Source organism: Terriglobia bacterium, from assembly GCA_032252755.1.
Lineage (GTDB): Bacteria > Acidobacteriota > Terriglobia > Terriglobales > Acidobacteriaceae > JAVUPY01.
This window is the reverse complement of sequence record JAVUPY010000050.1, coordinates 1-16,281: the sequence shown is the minus strand read 5'-3', so window position 1 is coordinate 16,281 and position 16,281 is coordinate 1. Positions and strand designations below refer to the sequence as shown.

Annotated in this window: 18 protein-coding genes and 1 tRNA gene; 7 read left to right on the top strand and 12 right to left on the bottom strand. The window is 53.1% G+C overall.

The window, feature by feature from the left end; all coding sequences use genetic code 11:
• The first annotated feature begins 168 nt into the window (after positions 1 to 168).
• Together ROO76_10590 and ROO76_10585 are read left to right on the top strand one after the other, a co-directional pair.
• Positions 169 to 858, top strand: a complete 690-nt coding sequence (locus ROO76_10590) for a zinc ribbon domain-containing protein (protein ID MDT8068598.1) — start codon at positions 169 to 171, stop codon at positions 856 to 858.
• Positions 859 to 1,112: 254 nt separating this feature from the next.
• Complete coding sequence (locus ROO76_10585) at positions 1,113 to 2,147, top strand: hypothetical protein (GenBank protein ID MDT8068597.1); 1,035 nt, start codon at positions 1,113 to 1,115, stop codon at positions 2,145 to 2,147.
• 69 nt (positions 2,148 to 2,216) lie between these two features.
• Here the strand turns inward: ROO76_10585 and ROO76_10580 are convergent, their stop codons facing one another.
• The 6 genes from ROO76_10580 to ROO76_10555 all read right to left on the bottom strand — a co-directional run bounded on the left by ROO76_10580 (position 2,217) and on the right by ROO76_10555 (position 8,226).
• Positions 2,217 to 2,657: a hypothetical protein gene (locus tag ROO76_10580; GenBank protein MDT8068596.1), complete on the bottom strand. Its 441-nt coding sequence runs from the start codon at positions 2,655 to 2,657 to the stop codon at positions 2,217 to 2,219.
• The gene (locus ROO76_10575) at positions 2,617 to 3,246 is read right to left on the bottom strand and encodes a nucleotidyltransferase (GenBank protein ID MDT8068595.1); all 630 of its coding nucleotides are present in this window, start codon (positions 3,244 to 3,246) and stop codon (positions 2,617 to 2,619) included. Before ROO76_10575 ends, ROO76_10580 begins: the two co-directional genes overlap by 41 nt.
• 1,628 nt (positions 3,247 to 4,874) lie before the next feature.
• Positions 4,875 to 5,696: a hypothetical protein gene (locus tag ROO76_10570; GenBank protein MDT8068594.1), complete on the bottom strand. Its 822-nt coding sequence runs from the start codon at positions 5,694 to 5,696 to the stop codon at positions 4,875 to 4,877.
• The gene (locus ROO76_10565; GenBank protein ID MDT8068593.1) at positions 5,689 to 6,060 is read right to left on the bottom strand and encodes a hypothetical protein; all 372 of its coding nucleotides are present in this window, start codon (positions 6,058 to 6,060) and stop codon (positions 5,689 to 5,691) included. The genes ROO76_10570 and ROO76_10565 overlap by 8 nt, the downstream gene beginning before the upstream one ends.
• A gap of 68 nt (positions 6,061 to 6,128) precedes the next feature.
• Complete coding sequence (dgt, locus tag ROO76_10560; GenBank protein MDT8068592.1) at positions 6,129 to 7,079, bottom strand: dNTP triphosphohydrolase; 951 nt, start codon at positions 7,077 to 7,079, stop codon at positions 6,129 to 6,131.
• A gap of 862 nt (positions 7,080 to 7,941) precedes the next feature.
• Entirely contained in the window at positions 7,942 to 8,226 is a 285-nt protein-coding gene (locus ROO76_10555; protein ID MDT8068591.1) for a hypothetical protein, read from the bottom strand.
• Positions 8,227 to 8,346: 120 nt separating this feature from the next.
• Between ROO76_10555 and ROO76_10550 the strand changes: the two genes are divergently transcribed.
• From ROO76_10550 to ROO76_10540, 3 genes are all read left to right on the top strand, one after another.
• Positions 8,347 to 8,631 (top strand): helix-turn-helix transcriptional regulator, encoded by a 285-nt coding sequence (locus ROO76_10550; GenBank protein ID MDT8068590.1) that lies wholly within the window; start codon positions 8,347 to 8,349, stop codon positions 8,629 to 8,631.
• 79 nt (positions 8,632 to 8,710) lie between these two features.
• Entirely contained in the window at positions 8,711 to 8,899 is a 189-nt protein-coding gene (locus ROO76_10545) for a plasmid partition protein ParG (protein MDT8068589.1), read from the top strand.
• Positions 8,899 to 9,552 (top strand): recombinase family protein, encoded by a 654-nt coding sequence (locus ROO76_10540; protein ID MDT8068588.1) that lies wholly within the window; start codon positions 8,899 to 8,901, stop codon positions 9,550 to 9,552. Before ROO76_10545 ends, ROO76_10540 begins: the two co-directional genes overlap by 1 nt.
• A gap of 236 nt (positions 9,553 to 9,788) precedes the next feature.
• Here the strand turns inward: ROO76_10540 and ROO76_10535 are convergent, their stop codons facing one another.
• The 5 genes from ROO76_10535 to ROO76_10515 all read right to left on the bottom strand — a co-directional run bounded on the left by ROO76_10535 (position 9,789) and on the right by ROO76_10515 (position 14,475).
• Positions 9,789 to 10,661 carry a PspC domain-containing protein gene (locus ROO76_10535; protein MDT8068587.1) on the bottom strand — a complete coding sequence of 291 codons (873 nt, stop codon included), beginning with the start codon at positions 10,659 to 10,661 and terminating at the stop codon, positions 9,789 to 9,791.
• Positions 10,662 to 10,672: 11 nt separating this feature from the next.
• Complete coding sequence (locus tag ROO76_10530) at positions 10,673 to 12,214, bottom strand: tetratricopeptide repeat protein (GenBank protein MDT8068586.1); 1,542 nt, start codon at positions 12,212 to 12,214, stop codon at positions 10,673 to 10,675.
• Positions 12,214 to 12,438 (bottom strand): hypothetical protein, encoded by a 225-nt coding sequence (locus ROO76_10525; protein MDT8068585.1) that lies wholly within the window; start codon positions 12,436 to 12,438, stop codon positions 12,214 to 12,216. Before ROO76_10525 ends, ROO76_10530 begins: the two co-directional genes overlap by 1 nt.
• 355 nt (positions 12,439 to 12,793) lie before the next feature.
• Positions 12,794 to 13,996, bottom strand: coding sequence for a Fic family protein (locus ROO76_10520; GenBank protein ID MDT8068584.1), 1,203 nt, complete (start codon positions 13,994 to 13,996; stop codon positions 12,794 to 12,796).
• Between the two features lie 227 nt (positions 13,997 to 14,223).
• Positions 14,224 to 14,475 carry a hypothetical protein gene (locus tag ROO76_10515; GenBank protein ID MDT8068583.1) on the bottom strand — a complete coding sequence of 84 codons (252 nt, stop codon included), beginning with the start codon at positions 14,473 to 14,475 and terminating at the stop codon, positions 14,224 to 14,226.
• A 459-nt stretch (positions 14,476 to 14,934) separates the two neighbouring features.
• On the opposite strand from ROO76_10515, the gene ROO76_10510 reads away from it, so the two are divergent.
• On the top strand, positions 14,935 to 15,360 hold the full coding sequence (locus ROO76_10510) for a hypothetical protein (protein ID MDT8068582.1): 426 nt from the start codon (positions 14,935 to 14,937) through the stop codon (positions 15,358 to 15,360).
• 183 nt (positions 15,361 to 15,543) lie between these two features.
• Positions 15,544 to 15,924 (top strand): DUF302 domain-containing protein, encoded by a 381-nt coding sequence (locus tag ROO76_10505; protein MDT8068581.1) that lies wholly within the window; start codon positions 15,544 to 15,546, stop codon positions 15,922 to 15,924.
• Positions 15,925 to 16,140: 216 nt separating this feature from the next.
• On the opposite strand, the gene ROO76_10500 is transcribed toward ROO76_10505, so the two are convergent.
• Positions 16,141 to 16,217, bottom strand: a tRNA-Pro gene (locus tag ROO76_10500).
• Positions 16,218 to 16,281: the final 64 nt, after the last annotated feature.

The following is a 16,281-nucleotide window of genomic DNA, read 5'->3' as shown; positions in this document are numbered from 1 at the left end:
AAACAAACCCCCGCGGTCGAAGAAACAAAAAGAAGGCTTGCACCCCAAAACCAAAGTCATCTTCAAAGTAGAAAACTACAGACTCGTGACACAAAGAAGAATCAGAGACTTGTAAAGAGCACTTGACTCAATCATAGGTACCGGAAACACGATATCGCTTTTCGCGGGATGCTGACCTGTGCTCACGATAATTCGACGGTCACAGCGGAACTAAAAAAAGGAAAATACGTTTATTACCGCTGCAGCGGCTATCACGGGAAATGCGAATTGCCGCGTTTTAAGGAAGAGCAGATTTCCGAAAAACTCGGGGAAGTTCTTAAAAACATCCACATCCCCGATGAGGTCCTAGAAAAAATCGAAAATTCCCTAGAACGAGAGCACGCACGTTCTAGGAACACTTCCGCGCAGCAACGCGGACGCCTGGAGCAGCAGTTAGCGGCGATCCGGCGAAGAATGGATCAGGCGTACTCCGATAAACTCGACGGAAAAATTCCGGAAGAATTCTGGCAGCGGAAAATGTCCGACTGGCACGCGGAAGAGCAGCGCATCGAAATGGCGATTGACGCGCTGAATGAGCAGACCGGAACTGACCGGCTTCTAAATGCAAAGAGAATTTTAGAACTCGCGAACAAGGCTTATTTTCTGTACCTTACGCGAAAACCCGCAGAACAGGCTGAACTCCTCAGAAAGGTACTTTTGAACTGTTCGATAGATGCTGTAAGTATCGCGCCTACTTACAGAAAGCCCTTCGATGTGATCTTTGAAAGGGCGAAAAATCAAGAATGGTCGGGGAGAGAGGATTTGAACCTCCGACCCCCTGATCCCGAATTCGCCCTAGGCGAGCTAAGGGATTTTTAAATCAACTATTTACAGCGGTACGCAGCCGTGACATTCCTATAAAAAAGGCTCATTTTTATGGGCCTTTCTCCTTTGTTTTCTTAATGGCACCCCCAATTGGCGCCCCATTCGATATATATCGATCTATCCAAAGTGCGAGGTTCGAATCCCTGGCGTATCGTATTGCCGCGGAGTTACTTAGGCTAGAGGAGGCTTCCCATGCCAGGCGATTTTTGGAACCGTCGCGAGCTGTATAACCTCGTTGGGCGCAACCGATGACGAAAGTCGCCGAGCGGTTCGGAGTATCTGATGTCGCGCTTGCGAAGACCTGCCGGAAGTTGAAAGTGCCTGTGCCTGGACGCGGCTACTGGGCGAAAAAGGCTAACGGACATCCCACCCACAAGGAGCCCTTCCGCGAACTGAAGAACTTGCCGCAAGTTGCGAAACCTCAGCCGGTTCAGAAGCGTGTATTCGAACCCTCGAACGAAGAGGATCGAAAGTACTTCGACCAAATCGAGGGCAAGCTTTCTTCCGGAGCACTCGCGCCTTCGCGGAGTAGTGGTGTCAAGAGAAGTCCGCTCGTCGTGTTCACCGAAAAAGAAGGTCGCAAAGCAAAAGAAGATCGACGACGGGTCCTTGACCTGCCCAGCGGTTGCTTAAGCATGCGGGTCAGCAAGACCAGTTTCAACCGTGCGCTCGCCATCATGGCCGACGTCATCGACATTTGCGAGGCGAACTCGATGCCAGTAACCGTCGACGAACATGGAACTAGCACTCAGTTCCTCGGGGAACGTGTGCGATTCAAGATCACGGAGAAGATGGATCAGTTCGAACTTCCGCCTGGAGCACGTGGCAAGTACGAGTACGGCCCAACGTTCGCCGGCAAGCCCGTCGATTACTCGGCGAGTGGCTATCTCAGCCTCGAGATCGACGAATACACAGATCTCCGAAAGAACTGGCGAGACGCTAAAGGCAGACAGCTCGAAGATGCCATCCCCGAGTTCATTGCGGGCGTGATGAAATCAGCCGTCGTGCTTCACCGCAGGACCGAGCAGCGGAACGTGGAAGAGATGGAACGGCAAAGGCGCGCTGCGGAACTGCAGCAGCTACGTGCCGAATACAAGGCGGAGAAGCAACGTGTGGAAGATCTCATCGCAATGGGTGAAAACTGGAGACTTGCACGAACACTTCGAGAGTTCCTGGCAGTCTGCAAAGAGGAAGCCGCAAAGGCAGATCCGGCTCAGCCACGAGAAGAATTCGATAAGTGGTTCAAATGGCGGAGCAGCAAGCTGATCGCTTGGATCCGCTAGCTGAATCGCCAGCCTCAATACTGGACAGAGCAGAGGAATTGGGGTGAACCGCATTCGACAGCTGAGGGTTTAGAGGAGCTCAGGATGCTTTTCCTTCAGCCAAGCACTCACGTCATCACGTAACTGAGTTGCCAGCTTCATCGCAAGCTCGAGATCTTGCGTAGTGACGTTTCCCGGCGCATCGTAAAACGCGTTGTTGCGCTTCTTTGAGACCGCCTTGAGTTGCTGAACCTTTTTCGCGTCATAGCCGAGTGTGTATTCAAGACATTCCAATGTGCGTATGTGGTGCGTACCTTGACCCGCCACACGGTATCCAGACGCTCGGAGGGCAACGGTCGCTGCAGATAGCGCAGCATTAAAGGCTAGTGCAGCGCGAGAATCGTCGGAGATCGTGGTGGAACTTGCATCTTTGAGTCTGACGTCGACGATCCCTAAAAGCCCCGTGATCTCTTCCTTGCTGGTATTCTCTTTACGAATCCAGCTGTTCTTTTCGTAGAGTTCTAAGCTCAATTTCATCTCCGATCAGAAATACCTTCTCCCTGCCCAATACGGAGGTCAGAAAGTGGTTACGTGCGTCAAGTTTCTCAACGAACTCGGCTACGGAATACACGGTTGGGTTTATCGGACGCGCGATCTCAGTCTCAGCTGAACTGAGGTGCTCGAGGACCTCGGGTAGAGTTGCATCACCGACAATCATGAGATCCACATCGCTGTCAGCATGCTCCTGTTGGCGGGCCAACGAGCCATAAACAAATGCAATGCGGATACGATCTCGGATGGGTTCAAACGCCGAGGACAGAACGCGAAGCAAGCCGACGGTTTTCGCCACTAAAGCCCGCATCTCGGGATAGATCGGATGAGCCTGATTTGCTCGGTAGTAGACCTGGTTTCCTTTGTGGTGCTTGGTGATGAGACCGACGTTTACTAACGTTTCGAGTTCGCGCTGGACCGTGCCGACGCCCGATGTGCCGCTCACGCGCCGAATCTGCTGAAAGTAATAGCTTTCGTCCGGATGTCCGTAGAACAGCTTGAGTAAGGCCCCACGTGTCTTCCCGAATAAGACGTCCGAAATTTCAGTAATTGCCTTAGTACCCGACATGGGTACAATTGTACCCATAATGGGTACAATGTCAAGTAGATTGATGTACCCGGAACGGGTACGGTCATACCCGTTTCGGGTACAAGCTCTGCTCCAGCGCCAAGCCGGACTTGCTGGCTACAGAAGTGGTTTCACGATTCGAAACTTTCTGTTCAAGTAAACCGACGAGTTTCGAAACAGTTCGCGGGCAACGGTCTCGGCCGGACCACAGCAGAGACCGAAAGAGTAGATACCACCCGATCGCTGTACTTGGGCTTTACAACCGGGCACCAGGCTGAGCACATATTCGCGAAACTGTGTGCAGAGCTTCTTGGACCCATAGAGCTTCAGCCAAAAGTATCCTCTCTTATGCCAGCCGACACTTCCGTCACCGTCGATTGCACCACGCCACGTATGGCGCGAGTACTGGAATTTGAGAAGTTCCTCACTTCCGGTTTTTCGCGGCACGACTCCAAGCCGTTTCAGCGATTCGACGAGGTGTTGGGAGCAGACGGACAGCCTTGCAAACCTTGAGTCTGGACAGAAGGCCCTGCTACCAACCCGCCCCGTTCTGATGCGCGCTCCGGACTTCAAGAACTTTCGAAGCTTGTACAGGTGGGCGATGTCTCCGATCTGAAGACCCACGCTAAACGTACCATTCTCGTGTACGGATCCGTCCGTGATTGCGAATCCTGTCCAATACTGTGCGTCTTCAGATTCAGAATCAAAAGCTGAGATGTCGAGCGGAACACTACGGTGGATGTCATCGCGAATACCGCGCAGCTTCCCGCCAGCGTCAGAAACGGCACGTCTGATGGTATTTTCTGTAACACCGTACTCGTCTCCTATTTCGGCGGGAGTCATCCGCCTCTCGTACATGGACCTGATTCGCGGGAAGTTTTTTGGGTCTATCTTCCGCTTGGGACGGAAACGAATACCGTGACGATGTAAGGTGTCGCGGACGACCTCCGGCGAGCAACCCAACTCCGTTGCTATGCGTGGGTATGAGATGTCGTTTCGGTATAGTCGGCAGGCTTTCTTCTGTTCGGACTTACTGAGGACAGATCGTGACCTGAATCGCACGCCTGCCGAGTGCAGTGCAGCTCGAACGGTCGAATCGGAGATTCCAAGTTCGATTGCAATCTGCCTGGCGCTCACTTCCATCACCTTGTATTTGTCGATGATGCTGTGCAACAGATCGCCTGTTATGTACTCTCTCGGATGGGATTGCCTCCCATGCCAGCCAAGAAATTGTTGTACTTGGCTATGGTGAACGTTGTACCTCGCACAAATGTCGCGAAGGCGCTGTCCGCGGTCGTGCATTGCAAGAACGTCGGAGGCCATCTCTAACGACCACTTCTCAGGTTTCTTCATAGGCGGAAGAAGAGTACCGCATTCCCCCGAAAGTCCTGCACGCGTAACTTCGCAATCGAAAACCTAACCTTCAACATGGCCGCAAAATGAACTCGCCGGGTTTGAAAGCAGAAACAGCCTGATGCGCCGCGGCGATGCGAGCCGAACATAAAGTCGAACGATTTAAAACGAATGCAATTGCAGTATTGTTCTCGTCGGAGGAAGGCAGCGGCCGCTTCTTGCGTGGCACAGAAGTTGTGCTTTAAATCAAAACGCTACCACTTGTCAGGAAGACCCTATTCAACTGATACATCCTGCAATAGGGCCATTTTTTCCATTGGGGAAATTGGCAATTCCACGCTGTCCGAAGAATCTCGGTCCACCGCTTCTGAAATCACTCGCAAGAATCTGTGTAGGCTCTCGGCCGTTAATCGTACATGTCCGTAATGAGATTTCTGGATTGCGATTAATTCATCTGTCGACACACGCTCTGTGCTCTTTGACACGAAACGCATCAATCGCGGACCGATTCTGAAACTGAGCCTGCCGGCAGTGACGAATGATCGAACCACACATAAGAGCGGATATGGGTTAGGTTCGAAATTTATCTCGATCGTCCGTCGCCCGACTGCTTCAAAGAAGCCATGCTCATATACCAGTCGTTCTTCGTTGCCGCGGCAGCACAGATCGACGGCAACCGCCTCCACGTTTAAGAAAGTAGTTTTGGGTAAGTCCGAAAATGTTGGAGTTGGCATTCCCATCTTCGAGAAAGCCCACGTTTCCTGTAACGGCCAAATATCGAGAAGCCATTCGCCGCGCCGAACTGTTATTCCACCGAACCTCGTTCTCTTGACGGTATCGCCTCCGAAAGCAGCAGCTATTTCTTCGGACGACCCTCCACTGACAACGAGATCGATATCGCGTGTTTTGTGTGACGAGCCCAAAATGAAGAGGTCACGAAGCAAGCCTCCGAAAAGCACGCACTGCCATCGATAGGTCTCCATCACACGCAGTGCTTCCTGCATGGCACCTGCAGAAGAAGCGCTCGAAGCGAGAAAGGTAGCGACGCTGGAAGTCAGCAGAAGCTTGGAATTCGAGTTCTTGCAAATGTCATCCATTCTTCAGCCGTTTGTGGAGCATTACTGCGAAACTGTCTGTCATGCCTCCTACATAGTCACACACTAGTTGAAGCCGACAGTACTGCTCAGGGAATGGAGATGATCCTGATTTTATCTTTTCCAATGCGCGTTCAAACACATGTCGGTAATTCGAAGACATCAAAAGGTAAGCCTTCCCGGAGAATTCCTTATGCGCAATATCCTTGCCACCAGTCACTGCGCCATCCCAGAACACGGACAACAGGTCCTGTATCACTTGGCGGCCAAGGAGCTCAACTTCTAGCACCTCATCAGATCTGTAGATGATTTCTCTGGAGATATCTTTGCAGGCTTGCATAAGTGGCCAAGCTGAAGAGTCCTTCATGAGGTCTCCATGGTACTTTCCTCCCATGATCTCTTCGTAATGGTTCTGAAACGCTTTGACAGCGGCAGTTACGAATTCGATGATTGCATACGTTCTGAATGTTTGTGCGAGACCTTCATCGCGCGAAGTCCCTGAAGTGCCGTTCCTATCTTTTCCTTCGCTAGAGCAACAGCATTGTCGAAATGAGCATTTCCGTTAGCCTTGTTCCTCAATAACGAGTCCAACTCGGACCACGTAATTAAACGCTTCTTGATCCCATCTTCGAGGTCAACTGTGGCGTTAACGATATCGTCGGCGGCGTCCACGAGATACGATATAGGATTGCGAGCGACTCCAGTTCCAGTAATTTCACGGACAGCCTTTACTACATTACTTTCAGAGAAGAAATACCCGGGCTTCGAGTACTCGTGCCCCTTCGTTTTGTCTACTTCATGCGATGCAGCCACATATTTGCATGCTGCTGACACGGTTCCTGCGGTTAGATTCAGCCCGAAGTCGTCGGCTAAAACCTGAAGCTTCGTTATAAGTCGAATCGTCTGAGCGTTACCATCCCACCTTAGAAAATCCTGAGCAAGTTGTGTACTTGTTCCGAACAGGTGATTGCACGGGCGAAAGGTCTTTTCGAACCACTCTGAGATTGCTTGTTCGCCTGCATGACCGAAGGGGGGATTCCCGAGGTCATGAATCATGCCACATGTCGCCGCGATGACTTCTATTGGAGAAACGAGAGTTGGATCGACGAGTTTATTCTCAAGTAGCCATCGTCCGATATCGGCGCCAAGGCCCCGAGCTACACTCGACACCTCGATCGAATGTGTCAGCCTGGTGCGGACCGCATCTTGCGGTTCGAGCGGAAACACCTGTGCTTTGTCCTGTAATCTTCGAAAAGGCGCAGAGTAAATGCACCGTCCGAAATCCCGTTCAAACTCGGAGCGCAAATCGACCGATGATCGGACAGAGGCGCCTCCCCCGAAGTGGTCACGTACTCGCGTGGTGGACAGCACTGTTTTCCAATCCATTGTTCGGTCCCTCAGTGTCGACGTTTGACTAAAGTCAATATATTTGACCTTGCGAGTTTATGCAGGTGAAAGTTGGGGCGTGCACCTGTCCAGCAAGCGACCCGTGCCCAGGCGCATGCACGGATGCATGCACTCGGAACGGCCCACACTCAACACTTGAATTCCGAGCTGTGATGCGCAAACGGTTGGCGTCAGGGACGTCGACTCGGGCTGTAGTTGGGCCGAGTCGCGGCCCAGCCAAGAAGAAGTTGGTGAACATCGACTACCTGAGAGACACATCTTCTTATATATGTGATTAGATCCATGATCCTGCGAGGCGATTGCTAGTCGCCGGTTGTCCCCCATCTACCCTGTAAATGTTCTAAAAGTCCCGGTGCAGAGAGCAAAAGTGCTGCTCTCCTGCTCTCGATCCCGTGATCCGGCCGACCTGGATCGGAGTAGATCGGACGCGCGGGGAAGATAGGGACAGCGGCCGCCGATCACCGTTGAAGAGTATCGACGAGCCTAATGGGGACAGTTCCTCGACCTGCCGGTCAAAAGTCATGGTTTCGCCTGGAAATTACTAGCACGTAATCTGTCCCTCTCCTACCCGCAGAATGTTCCATAAGTGCTGGTGCGTTTCCGGAACCCATATGGGATCCCGGCCGTGTCCGTACAGAATGGCCGACCGCCTCGAGTCGGGTGGGATGCGCGGCTACAGTGGGGACGCTCTTCGTCCGGTCTCGCGCGTGTGCGCGAGCTTGTTTTAGTGCCACAGGACGAAGAGACCTGGTGATGAAGCCGAACATGAGCCTCCTCTTTGCGCCGCGCCAGTCCGTTGCCGGCCCGTCGCAGCCCGGCTCTTGATCCTCGGCTTCCCGACTCATCGACGAACCGGCTTGGCGATCTTCAGGCGAAGACCGTGACGTTGAACCTGCACGCCGAAGCTCTGGGCTCCACCGATGTTGATGTTGTACTGCGGCAGGTCCATGCCGTCGCCAGCTTCGTCCGCGCGCAGCGGTTCGATGGCGGGGAAGATGGTGGTCATTCCCGGCTTGTACTGGACCTTCTGCATCAGCTTCTCGCCGATGAGCAGGGGCTCGATACCTTCCTGCACGATGGTCGTCATCGCGCGGGGAATCATGAAGCCCGCGTTCTGGATGTCCAACGCGGCCGCGATCGAGAGTGGGCCGTGTTTTTGGTTCTGCCTGGCGGGACAAGTAGAGTCGGAGGCGTAGTCAACTAACTCAGCTCTTGACGGAGCTGAACACCGGAGTAGAATACGTCTATGAGTATGGTACTCATCAATCCTTCCGCCCCCGACCAGGTCTTCTACACTCACCTCTTCGGCCGCTTCGTCCGTGACCGCCGCCGCAAGCTCAATCTGACCGTCGAACAGGCTGCCGAGCTGACCGGCATCACCAGCTCCGAGTGGATCGCCATCGAGGCCGGCTACGTGCCGCAGGAATACAAGATGGTCCGCACGATCTCCGAGACGCTCGAGGTCCGCACCAGCGATCTGTTAATGGCGTCGATCATGTCGACGCTAGCGCAGGAGCAAACGGTTCAGTAGTCCCTTGCGCCGCCGGCCTGCCCAGCCGGACGGCGCGTGCTGTTCACACCCTGCTTCAACCCCAGGAAGGAGGTGAAACATGGCGAAGGAGCCTGTGCTGAAACGTATGAACGTGAACATGGATTCAAATCTGCACGCGGCCTTCAAGGTCGCAGCCGTCGCTCAGGGCAAGGATATGACGACGGTCCTCATCGAACTCGTCCAGGAATACGTCGCGAAGAACTACCCGAAGGGTCTGCCCGCCGGCCTGAAGAAAGGTCGTCGCTAATGAAGCGTGCGGCCCTGTACATGCGCGTCTCCACTGTCGATCAGCACCCCGAAACCCAACTACATGACCTGCGCGGCCTCGCCGCGCAGCGTGGGTTCGAAGTCGTCGCCGAGGTCACCGACAAGATCTCGGGCGCGAAGGCAAAGCGCCCCGGTCTCGATCAACTACTGGCCGACGCTCGACGCAAGAAGTTCGACGTCGTGATGGTGTGGGCGTTCGATCGCATGGCGCGATCGGTACGCCACTTCCTCGAGGTCCTCGACGAGCTGAACCATCTCGAGATCGAGTTCGTCTCCTTCCGGGAGAACATCGACACCGGCGGACCGCTCGGCCGTGCCCTGGTCGTCATCATCGGCGCCATCGCCGAGCTCGAACGCAACCTTATTATCGAGCGTGTCCGTGCCGGCATGCGTCGTGCCCGGCTCGAAGGCCGGCGCATCGGACGTGAACCGCTGAATGTCGATCGTCAGGCGCTGCTTCGTGACCGCGCTCGCGGCATGAGCCTCACCGATCTGGCGAAGGCGTACCGGATCTCCCGCACCAGCGTCTGCCGAGTCCTGCGGGAAGAGCGGGCGGCAGACCTAGTGCCCAAAGGGGTCGTTCCGGCGGCTTCGCAAGTGCAAGAAAACACGCGGGGAGAAATCCCCGCGTGAGGTAGTGCGCAAGACTCCGGGTTCAGAAACAGGCGCAAGTCAGGAAAGGATCTTAAGGGCAGTGCAGTATCGGCGATTTCTCGGCCCTGCTGCGGTCCACCAACGGTGGCCTCTTTGTTGCCTCCAGATGATATCCGAATCTCTCCTCGTACTTTGAGGCAGAATCGGCTCTGCCAATAGACATACAGACACTCACAAATGCAAAAGCGACCGCCTGGTGTGTACCCGTAATGCGCTTATGTGACTGTCGCCGCGGGCTTGCTCTTCAGGTCCTGCAAATACTTCAACGCCTCACCCAGAGTGCCTCCGGTATGCTTTATGTATACGTTGATTGCGGCGGCATTTCTCCCCGCATCAAGTTCAGCGCGAACAAGCTTCTCCAGAAAAGGATCACCGGGGTTTGTATTCGGTATGACTTTTGCATCAGCGCGGACGAAGACTTTGTCGCTGCCGCAGCTTGGACAAACTTTAGTTTGTGCTGGGAGGATGACATTACATTCCGAACAGATTCGTTCTCCATGATTTTCTAGAACCAGGCGTTTCTCTTCGTGCTTGGCGACTGCTCTGACTCGGTCCGCTGAAAATGCTTTGACGACATAGATCGGGACAGTTGCAAGCAGGCAAAAGAATCCCACTATGGTGATTTCCGCAGTGTGAAAGAGAATTCCACCGATAAAACATAGAACGCCAAACGCACCAAGGAGTTTTAGTATCGTGCCCCAGTTCTTGGTAGTCTGTGCCCGCTGCTCAAGTTGAACAGATTTGTCCTGGAGCCGCTGATATACCGGTTCGGGTACGGACGGTGGCCATTCCTTTAGCTTTAGGGAAAGGACTAGGTAAGTGATCGGGCCTATGAACCAGAACACTCCCGGGATGACAAAGAGGAACCTGATTAGATTCACTGACATTCCAAAGCGACCAGCAAGACCTGCACAGACTCCGGCTATGACTCGGCCCTTTTTGGGACGGACTAATCTTGTGGCCGGTGGAGTAAACCCATCACTTACGGCTCCCCTTTGCTCTGTGGCAGTAACTTTTGTGTATGCGCCGCACGTAGCACAGTGCTCAGCGTGCGCAACCTCTGATCCACAATTGAGACAAATGCTCATTTCGGACTCCTTTAGGGAAGTGGTCCCGCTGTGGGATCCATCTTTTCGTATCTTTGCGCGAGTTGCAGTGCGTCGCCCGCACGAGGATGGCCAGCTGCTAATGCTTTTGAGAAGTACTCCATTGCGTCTTGTAGTTGTCCTGCATCCGCTAGTGCGGCGCCTTTATTCATCGCGGCCTGCGACAGCTTTTCGTTTGCGCCTAAAGCCTTCTCCCAGAGTTCCATCGCACCAATGCGGTTCCCAGCTTCAAACTCAAGACTTCCTAGGTTAAGTTGCGCCAACGCGTGATCGCTCTTCACCTCCAAGCATCGTCTCCAGCACTGGCGAGCTTCTTGATCTTGCCCAAGAGCGCGATGTGCCACACCTTTTCTGAACCAGCCTTCAGCGAATGCTGGATATAGGGAAGTAGCTTTATAGAAATACGGAACCGCTGTCTGTGCCTGAGCAATGTTGAGAAACTTCAATCCTTCATCGAAGCTGATCACCCATGGAACGCGAACAGTCGGGTCAATCAAGAACGCTTGTTCCCAGGCAAGTTTTGCATCTTCTTCCTGTTTCAATTCTGAAAGGAAATTGCCGCGATTGAACCAGACATTCGCGTTCTTCCCGTCGAGTTCGAGAGCCTTGTCCAGAAATCCGAGACCTGCCCTCAGATCGCCTCGCTTCCGTCCGCAAAGAGCTTTTCCGATCCACGGTTGGGCATACGTAGGATTCAACGCTATCGCGTTGTCGTAGTGAGTATCTGCCGAGTTAAGGTCACCTCTAGAAAATGATGTCGCCCCGATTTCATATTCAAGGACCCATTTCGGCGTGATCGAGGGATCAAGTTCGCAGGCCTTAATCCACGACTTGACACCCTCCGCGGTGTTTCCAAGCAGGTAGGCCAATTCTCCGCGGTTGATCCATGCTGACGGATTCTCGGGCGCAAGACCCAATAGACTTTCCCAGCAGCGCTGTGCCGTGGTCAGGTCAGACAGTTGCTCGCAAACGAGCCCGAGGTTGGACCAAGTGTCAGGATCAGTGGGGTTGAGTGTCGACGCCCTCTCAAAACACTTCCGGGCACCGCTTAGGTCGGCGATCGCCAGGCTAATTGTGCCTTTTGCTAACCAATACAGGTGATTGTCTGGACAGAATTCCAGAGCCCTGTCTATCGCTGCAGTCGCATCCTCCAATTTCCCTACGGCTGCATACGTAAACGCAACCCGCGACAGAATAACGTGATTCCGCGGATCGATATCCAAGGCACGCTCGTAATACCGAATCGCTTGCAGTCGCCGGGCGGCGGCAGCCTCACTTCGTGCGTTCTCAACGGCCTCTAAGGCGTCAGGTATGGAGCGAGCGGATCTCGAAGCATGCTGCACGCCTTTCATCGCAAGTAGGCCTGCTGGATATAGCGGTGCCAGACCCGCGAGAAAAAGGAATGCACCACCGACGGCAAGTCCGCTACCACCGAGCATTCCACCTACATTTTCAGCTACCGCGGCGATTTTAGAAGGATCTTTAATAGGAATTAAGTCAGAGGGTCGGCCGTTAGCAACGTTCCAGAAGGTCATCACATCTCCTGCTTGACTGAATTGCCGCATACTGTGCAAACAGGAGAGGTCGTGCGCGGTGTACCGCACCAAGAGCAGACCGCCGCAACAGGTTGTGTTGGTGTCGTTGGTGTCTCGAGACCGGTCACTACGCCTCTCATGAATGACTTGAAGATGCGATAGCCGCCGTACAGCAGTGCACTCCACAGCACGATTCCGCCGATGACGGCGAAGAGTTCGTCCATATCGTGAATCTCCGGGCAGAATTATCAGGCGGGATGGGGGCCCAAGCGAGCGGTGAACCGCCAACGCCTTTGACTCAGTAGCGTTATAGATTCAACAGTAAAGATAGGGACTTGTTCCGTGATCAATATCACTGAGAGGGGTGCAATGAAGCTGCGCTGCAGTGCCGTACTGCAAGTTGTGCCCTCAGAATCAGTGAAATCAAGGATATGCTCATGCCAACACGCGGTTTCATTTTGGGAATGAAGACGCCGCGCTGGGGAACCGACAGGATGGACACCAGAGTCATAGCCGGACGTGGTGAACAGTAGCTATCGAATGTTAATCAAGATAGTTCAGCAGATCGAGTAGCGAAACTTACCCCGCTAAATTCGTCGCTGCTGTTTGTTCCTGGCCTTCAACGATGTCCATGCCTTCATTCAGTAGTCGCAAATATGCCTTGTAAACGTAGATTCGTTTCCAGGTGCGCCCTGTTGATTCGGCCACGATACCGAGTGCCTGAAGAGCTCGTAGGGCATTCGTTACCGCTGGCTGGCTCAACTTCAGTTCACGCGATGCAGAAGGAATGGTCACGAATGCTCTTCGCTGAAGGACTTCGTGCACTTGTAAAGCAGAACCCTTTACTCGACCGAGGCCGTTGATCTTTGCCTTATCAGACTCAAACAGCTGAAGAATCTTCTCCGCAGTATCGACTGCCTGTTGGGCAGTGACTTCCACTGCCTCGAAGAAGAAGGTGAGCCAATCTTCCCATATCCCTTCAAACCTTACGTTCTGTAGCAGCTCGTAGTAGCGATTGCGGTGAATCTTGAAATATAGGGACAAATAGAGCAACGGGACCGACAGAACTTTGTCTGAGACGAGAAGTAAGGTTATGAGAAGGCGTCCTACTCTGCCGTTCCCATCTAGGAACGGGTGAATCGTCTCGAATTGAAGATGAATTAGTGCCGCTCTAACCAACGTGGAGTATTTCTCAGCTCCTTCATGGAAGAACTTCTCAAGTTGGCCCATACACTCGAGAACTTCGGAGAATGGCGGCGGCACGAAACGCGCATTTCCTGGCCTTGTACCTCCAATCCAGTTCTGCGTTCGTCTAAATTCTCCGGGCTCTTTGTTTGAGCCACGTCCTTTGCTAAGCAAGACCCTATGGATTTCCTTGATCAGACGAAGCGAAATAGGAAAGCCGTCTTTGATCCGATCTGCCCCGTGTTGCAGAGCCGCTACATAATTGGAGACTTCTTGAACATCATCTATCGGCACACCGGGAATCTGATCGTTCTCGAACAGGAGCAAGTCTGATAAGGAGGATTGGGTTCCCTCAATCTGGGACGAGAGCACTGCTTCTTTTCTGACGTAGAAGTAGAGAAAGAGGTGTAAGTCGGGTAAGAGACGGGCAATGCCGTCTAGGCGCCCTAGGGCAAGATCTGCTCTCTCTTTAAGCTTTAGCAACTCAGGGGTAAATTCAAGAGGAGGTAAGGGGGGCAGAGGATTGGGAACAAAAGCAGAGAACGGCTCCGGGCTTGTCGTTTGCTTAGCTAGTCGGCCCTGAATCCCTCGGTTCATTGACTCCTCTATAAGAAGAACTTACGGCCTTAAAGTTAAGCCGCCTAAAGTTTAAGACATTCTCTAGCTTTTAAGCTTTGTTTCAACCATTTCCCTGCTTATTAAAGATATACCCTCAAGTTTTAAGACCTCCTCTCACTTCTAAAGGTTCGCGTTCAAGGATGCGTACCAATGCTTTATGAAGCAACTTGCGCCTGTTTCTGAACCCAGAGTATTGGAGACAGCCCTCAGGCCGCCGTTATCGGCGGCCTAAGTTCTTTGCTGTCAGCGTCGGCGGAAGCGGCGGGAACGCACCCCTTGGAGACAGGGTTCTGCGCATCCTTTATTAAGCGTCGCACTAACCCGAGGCTCCTCAAGCGTTCTTCCAAGCGTCGCGCGTTGGCCTGAAAGGCTTTCTTGTCGAATTCTTCTTTTGGGAGCACCTGCTCGGCCTCTTTGTCGCCGAAAACAAGCCCATAACGCTGATACAGACTCGCCAAGAATGAGTGCAGTTCGACTCTCTTATCGACATTTGCTACCCCAAGCTGTCGGGGCTGACTAATTTTCCTTGAAATTATTGGGAATAATGGTCGGCCTTAGAGGACGATTTTAGAACTCTGCTTTTTGGCGAAAATTCTCGAACTGACTTTTCAGTGAGTTACACAGGAAATTGAAGAATGGTCGGCTTTAGCAGACGATTTTAGAACTTTCTTACTCTTCGCGCCCGCCGTGGTCCTTCAAATTGCCTCAATTTGAAATAGGTAACGATAACGCCCTTTTAGATCGGAGTAAGCCCGTCAATCGGGCACGAACGGGACGGATACGAACGACCCGGTACAGAATTCGCTGCTGTTCCTATCTGCCGTCGAATTGAGCAATTCTGAACAGACATGGCCCGACAACGATTCTTACCATTATTTGCTGTATTTCAGACTTCCGAGGAAAGAAGAACTATGAACATGCCGAAGCCAGTATTCGTAGCGCTTGTTGTACTCGCCCTAATGTGTGTCCCGAGCTTGGCTCAAGATGCCGCGTCCAAGCCCATGGACATGAAGAACATGCCAGCGAGCGCTGAGGAAATGCAGAGCCACATGCAGCAAATGCAGGCACAGATGGAAAAGATGCAGTCCGCCATGAAAGAAAACATGGCCAAGATGGAGTCCGCCGATGCAGCCATGAAGAGCCACATGGAGACCGAACAAGCCAACATGAAGAGCGAGATGGAATTAAAACATTCCATGATGGACCAGATGCAAATGATGATGGATCACATGCAGAAGATGACGGACCGGATCTCCGCGATGTCAGATCAAATGGACGCGCACAAGAAGACTGGCAAGACAACGAAGAAGGATGGCGGGATGGCGAAGGATCAGAAGAAGTAACGCGACATATCCCAATCTTCGGCGCTCGATCGAGACGAGTGTGGGAATAGGACTGCGTAGGAGGGGCAATGCACGGATATGGCATGGATGGATGGAACATGGGTTGGATGTGGATCTTCGTGGTAGTTCTAATCGCCCTCGTTGTCGGGTTGCTCATGCGAAGAAATCAATAGAGGCGGCATTATGACTTACAGTAAACATTCGTCACGTTCACCCGAGGAAGTCGGAGACCGGCTTCAGGCGGCAGCACAGCGTCATAAATTCGGTGTCCTGCACGTTCTCGATCTTAAGACCACACTGCACACCAAAGGCATTGAGATAAATTCGGAGTGCCGCATCTATGACGTCTGCAATCCACAGGCGGCGGCGAAGGCACTGCGTGCGGAAATGAAAGCCTCTACGGTGCTTCCATGCAGAATCTCCGTATTTAGTGACGAGACGGGTTGCACAATTGCTACCGTGAAACCTACTGATCTCTTGAAGGCAACTGGACTGGCCGGGGTGGATGCTCTCGCGAAGGACATAGAACAGGACATCCTCGCCATGATTGACGAAGCAGCATAAGAGTCTTCCTTCTGGTCTCGGAAAGGAACCTTCATAGAGATTGCTGCGGGGTTGGTGCTGTAGTGCACCCCTCCAGAACTGGACACGAGCATGCTGAGAGCCTTCGCCAGGAGACGAGATGGGAAGATCTCGGGAAAATTCTGGTAGCGAAAAATGTCGGGCCGGCAAGCGGAATCCGATGGGCTTGTAGTCCATGAAGCAGAGGGCGAGATTTATTGGTCGGGACGGGCAGATTTGAACTGCCGACCCCTCGCACCCCAAGCGAGTGCTCTACCAGGCTGAGCCACGTCCCGACGATAATTGCCCGACGCTGGCGCGTCGGTGGGGTACTTCAATTCTACATGAAAGCGGTAGCCG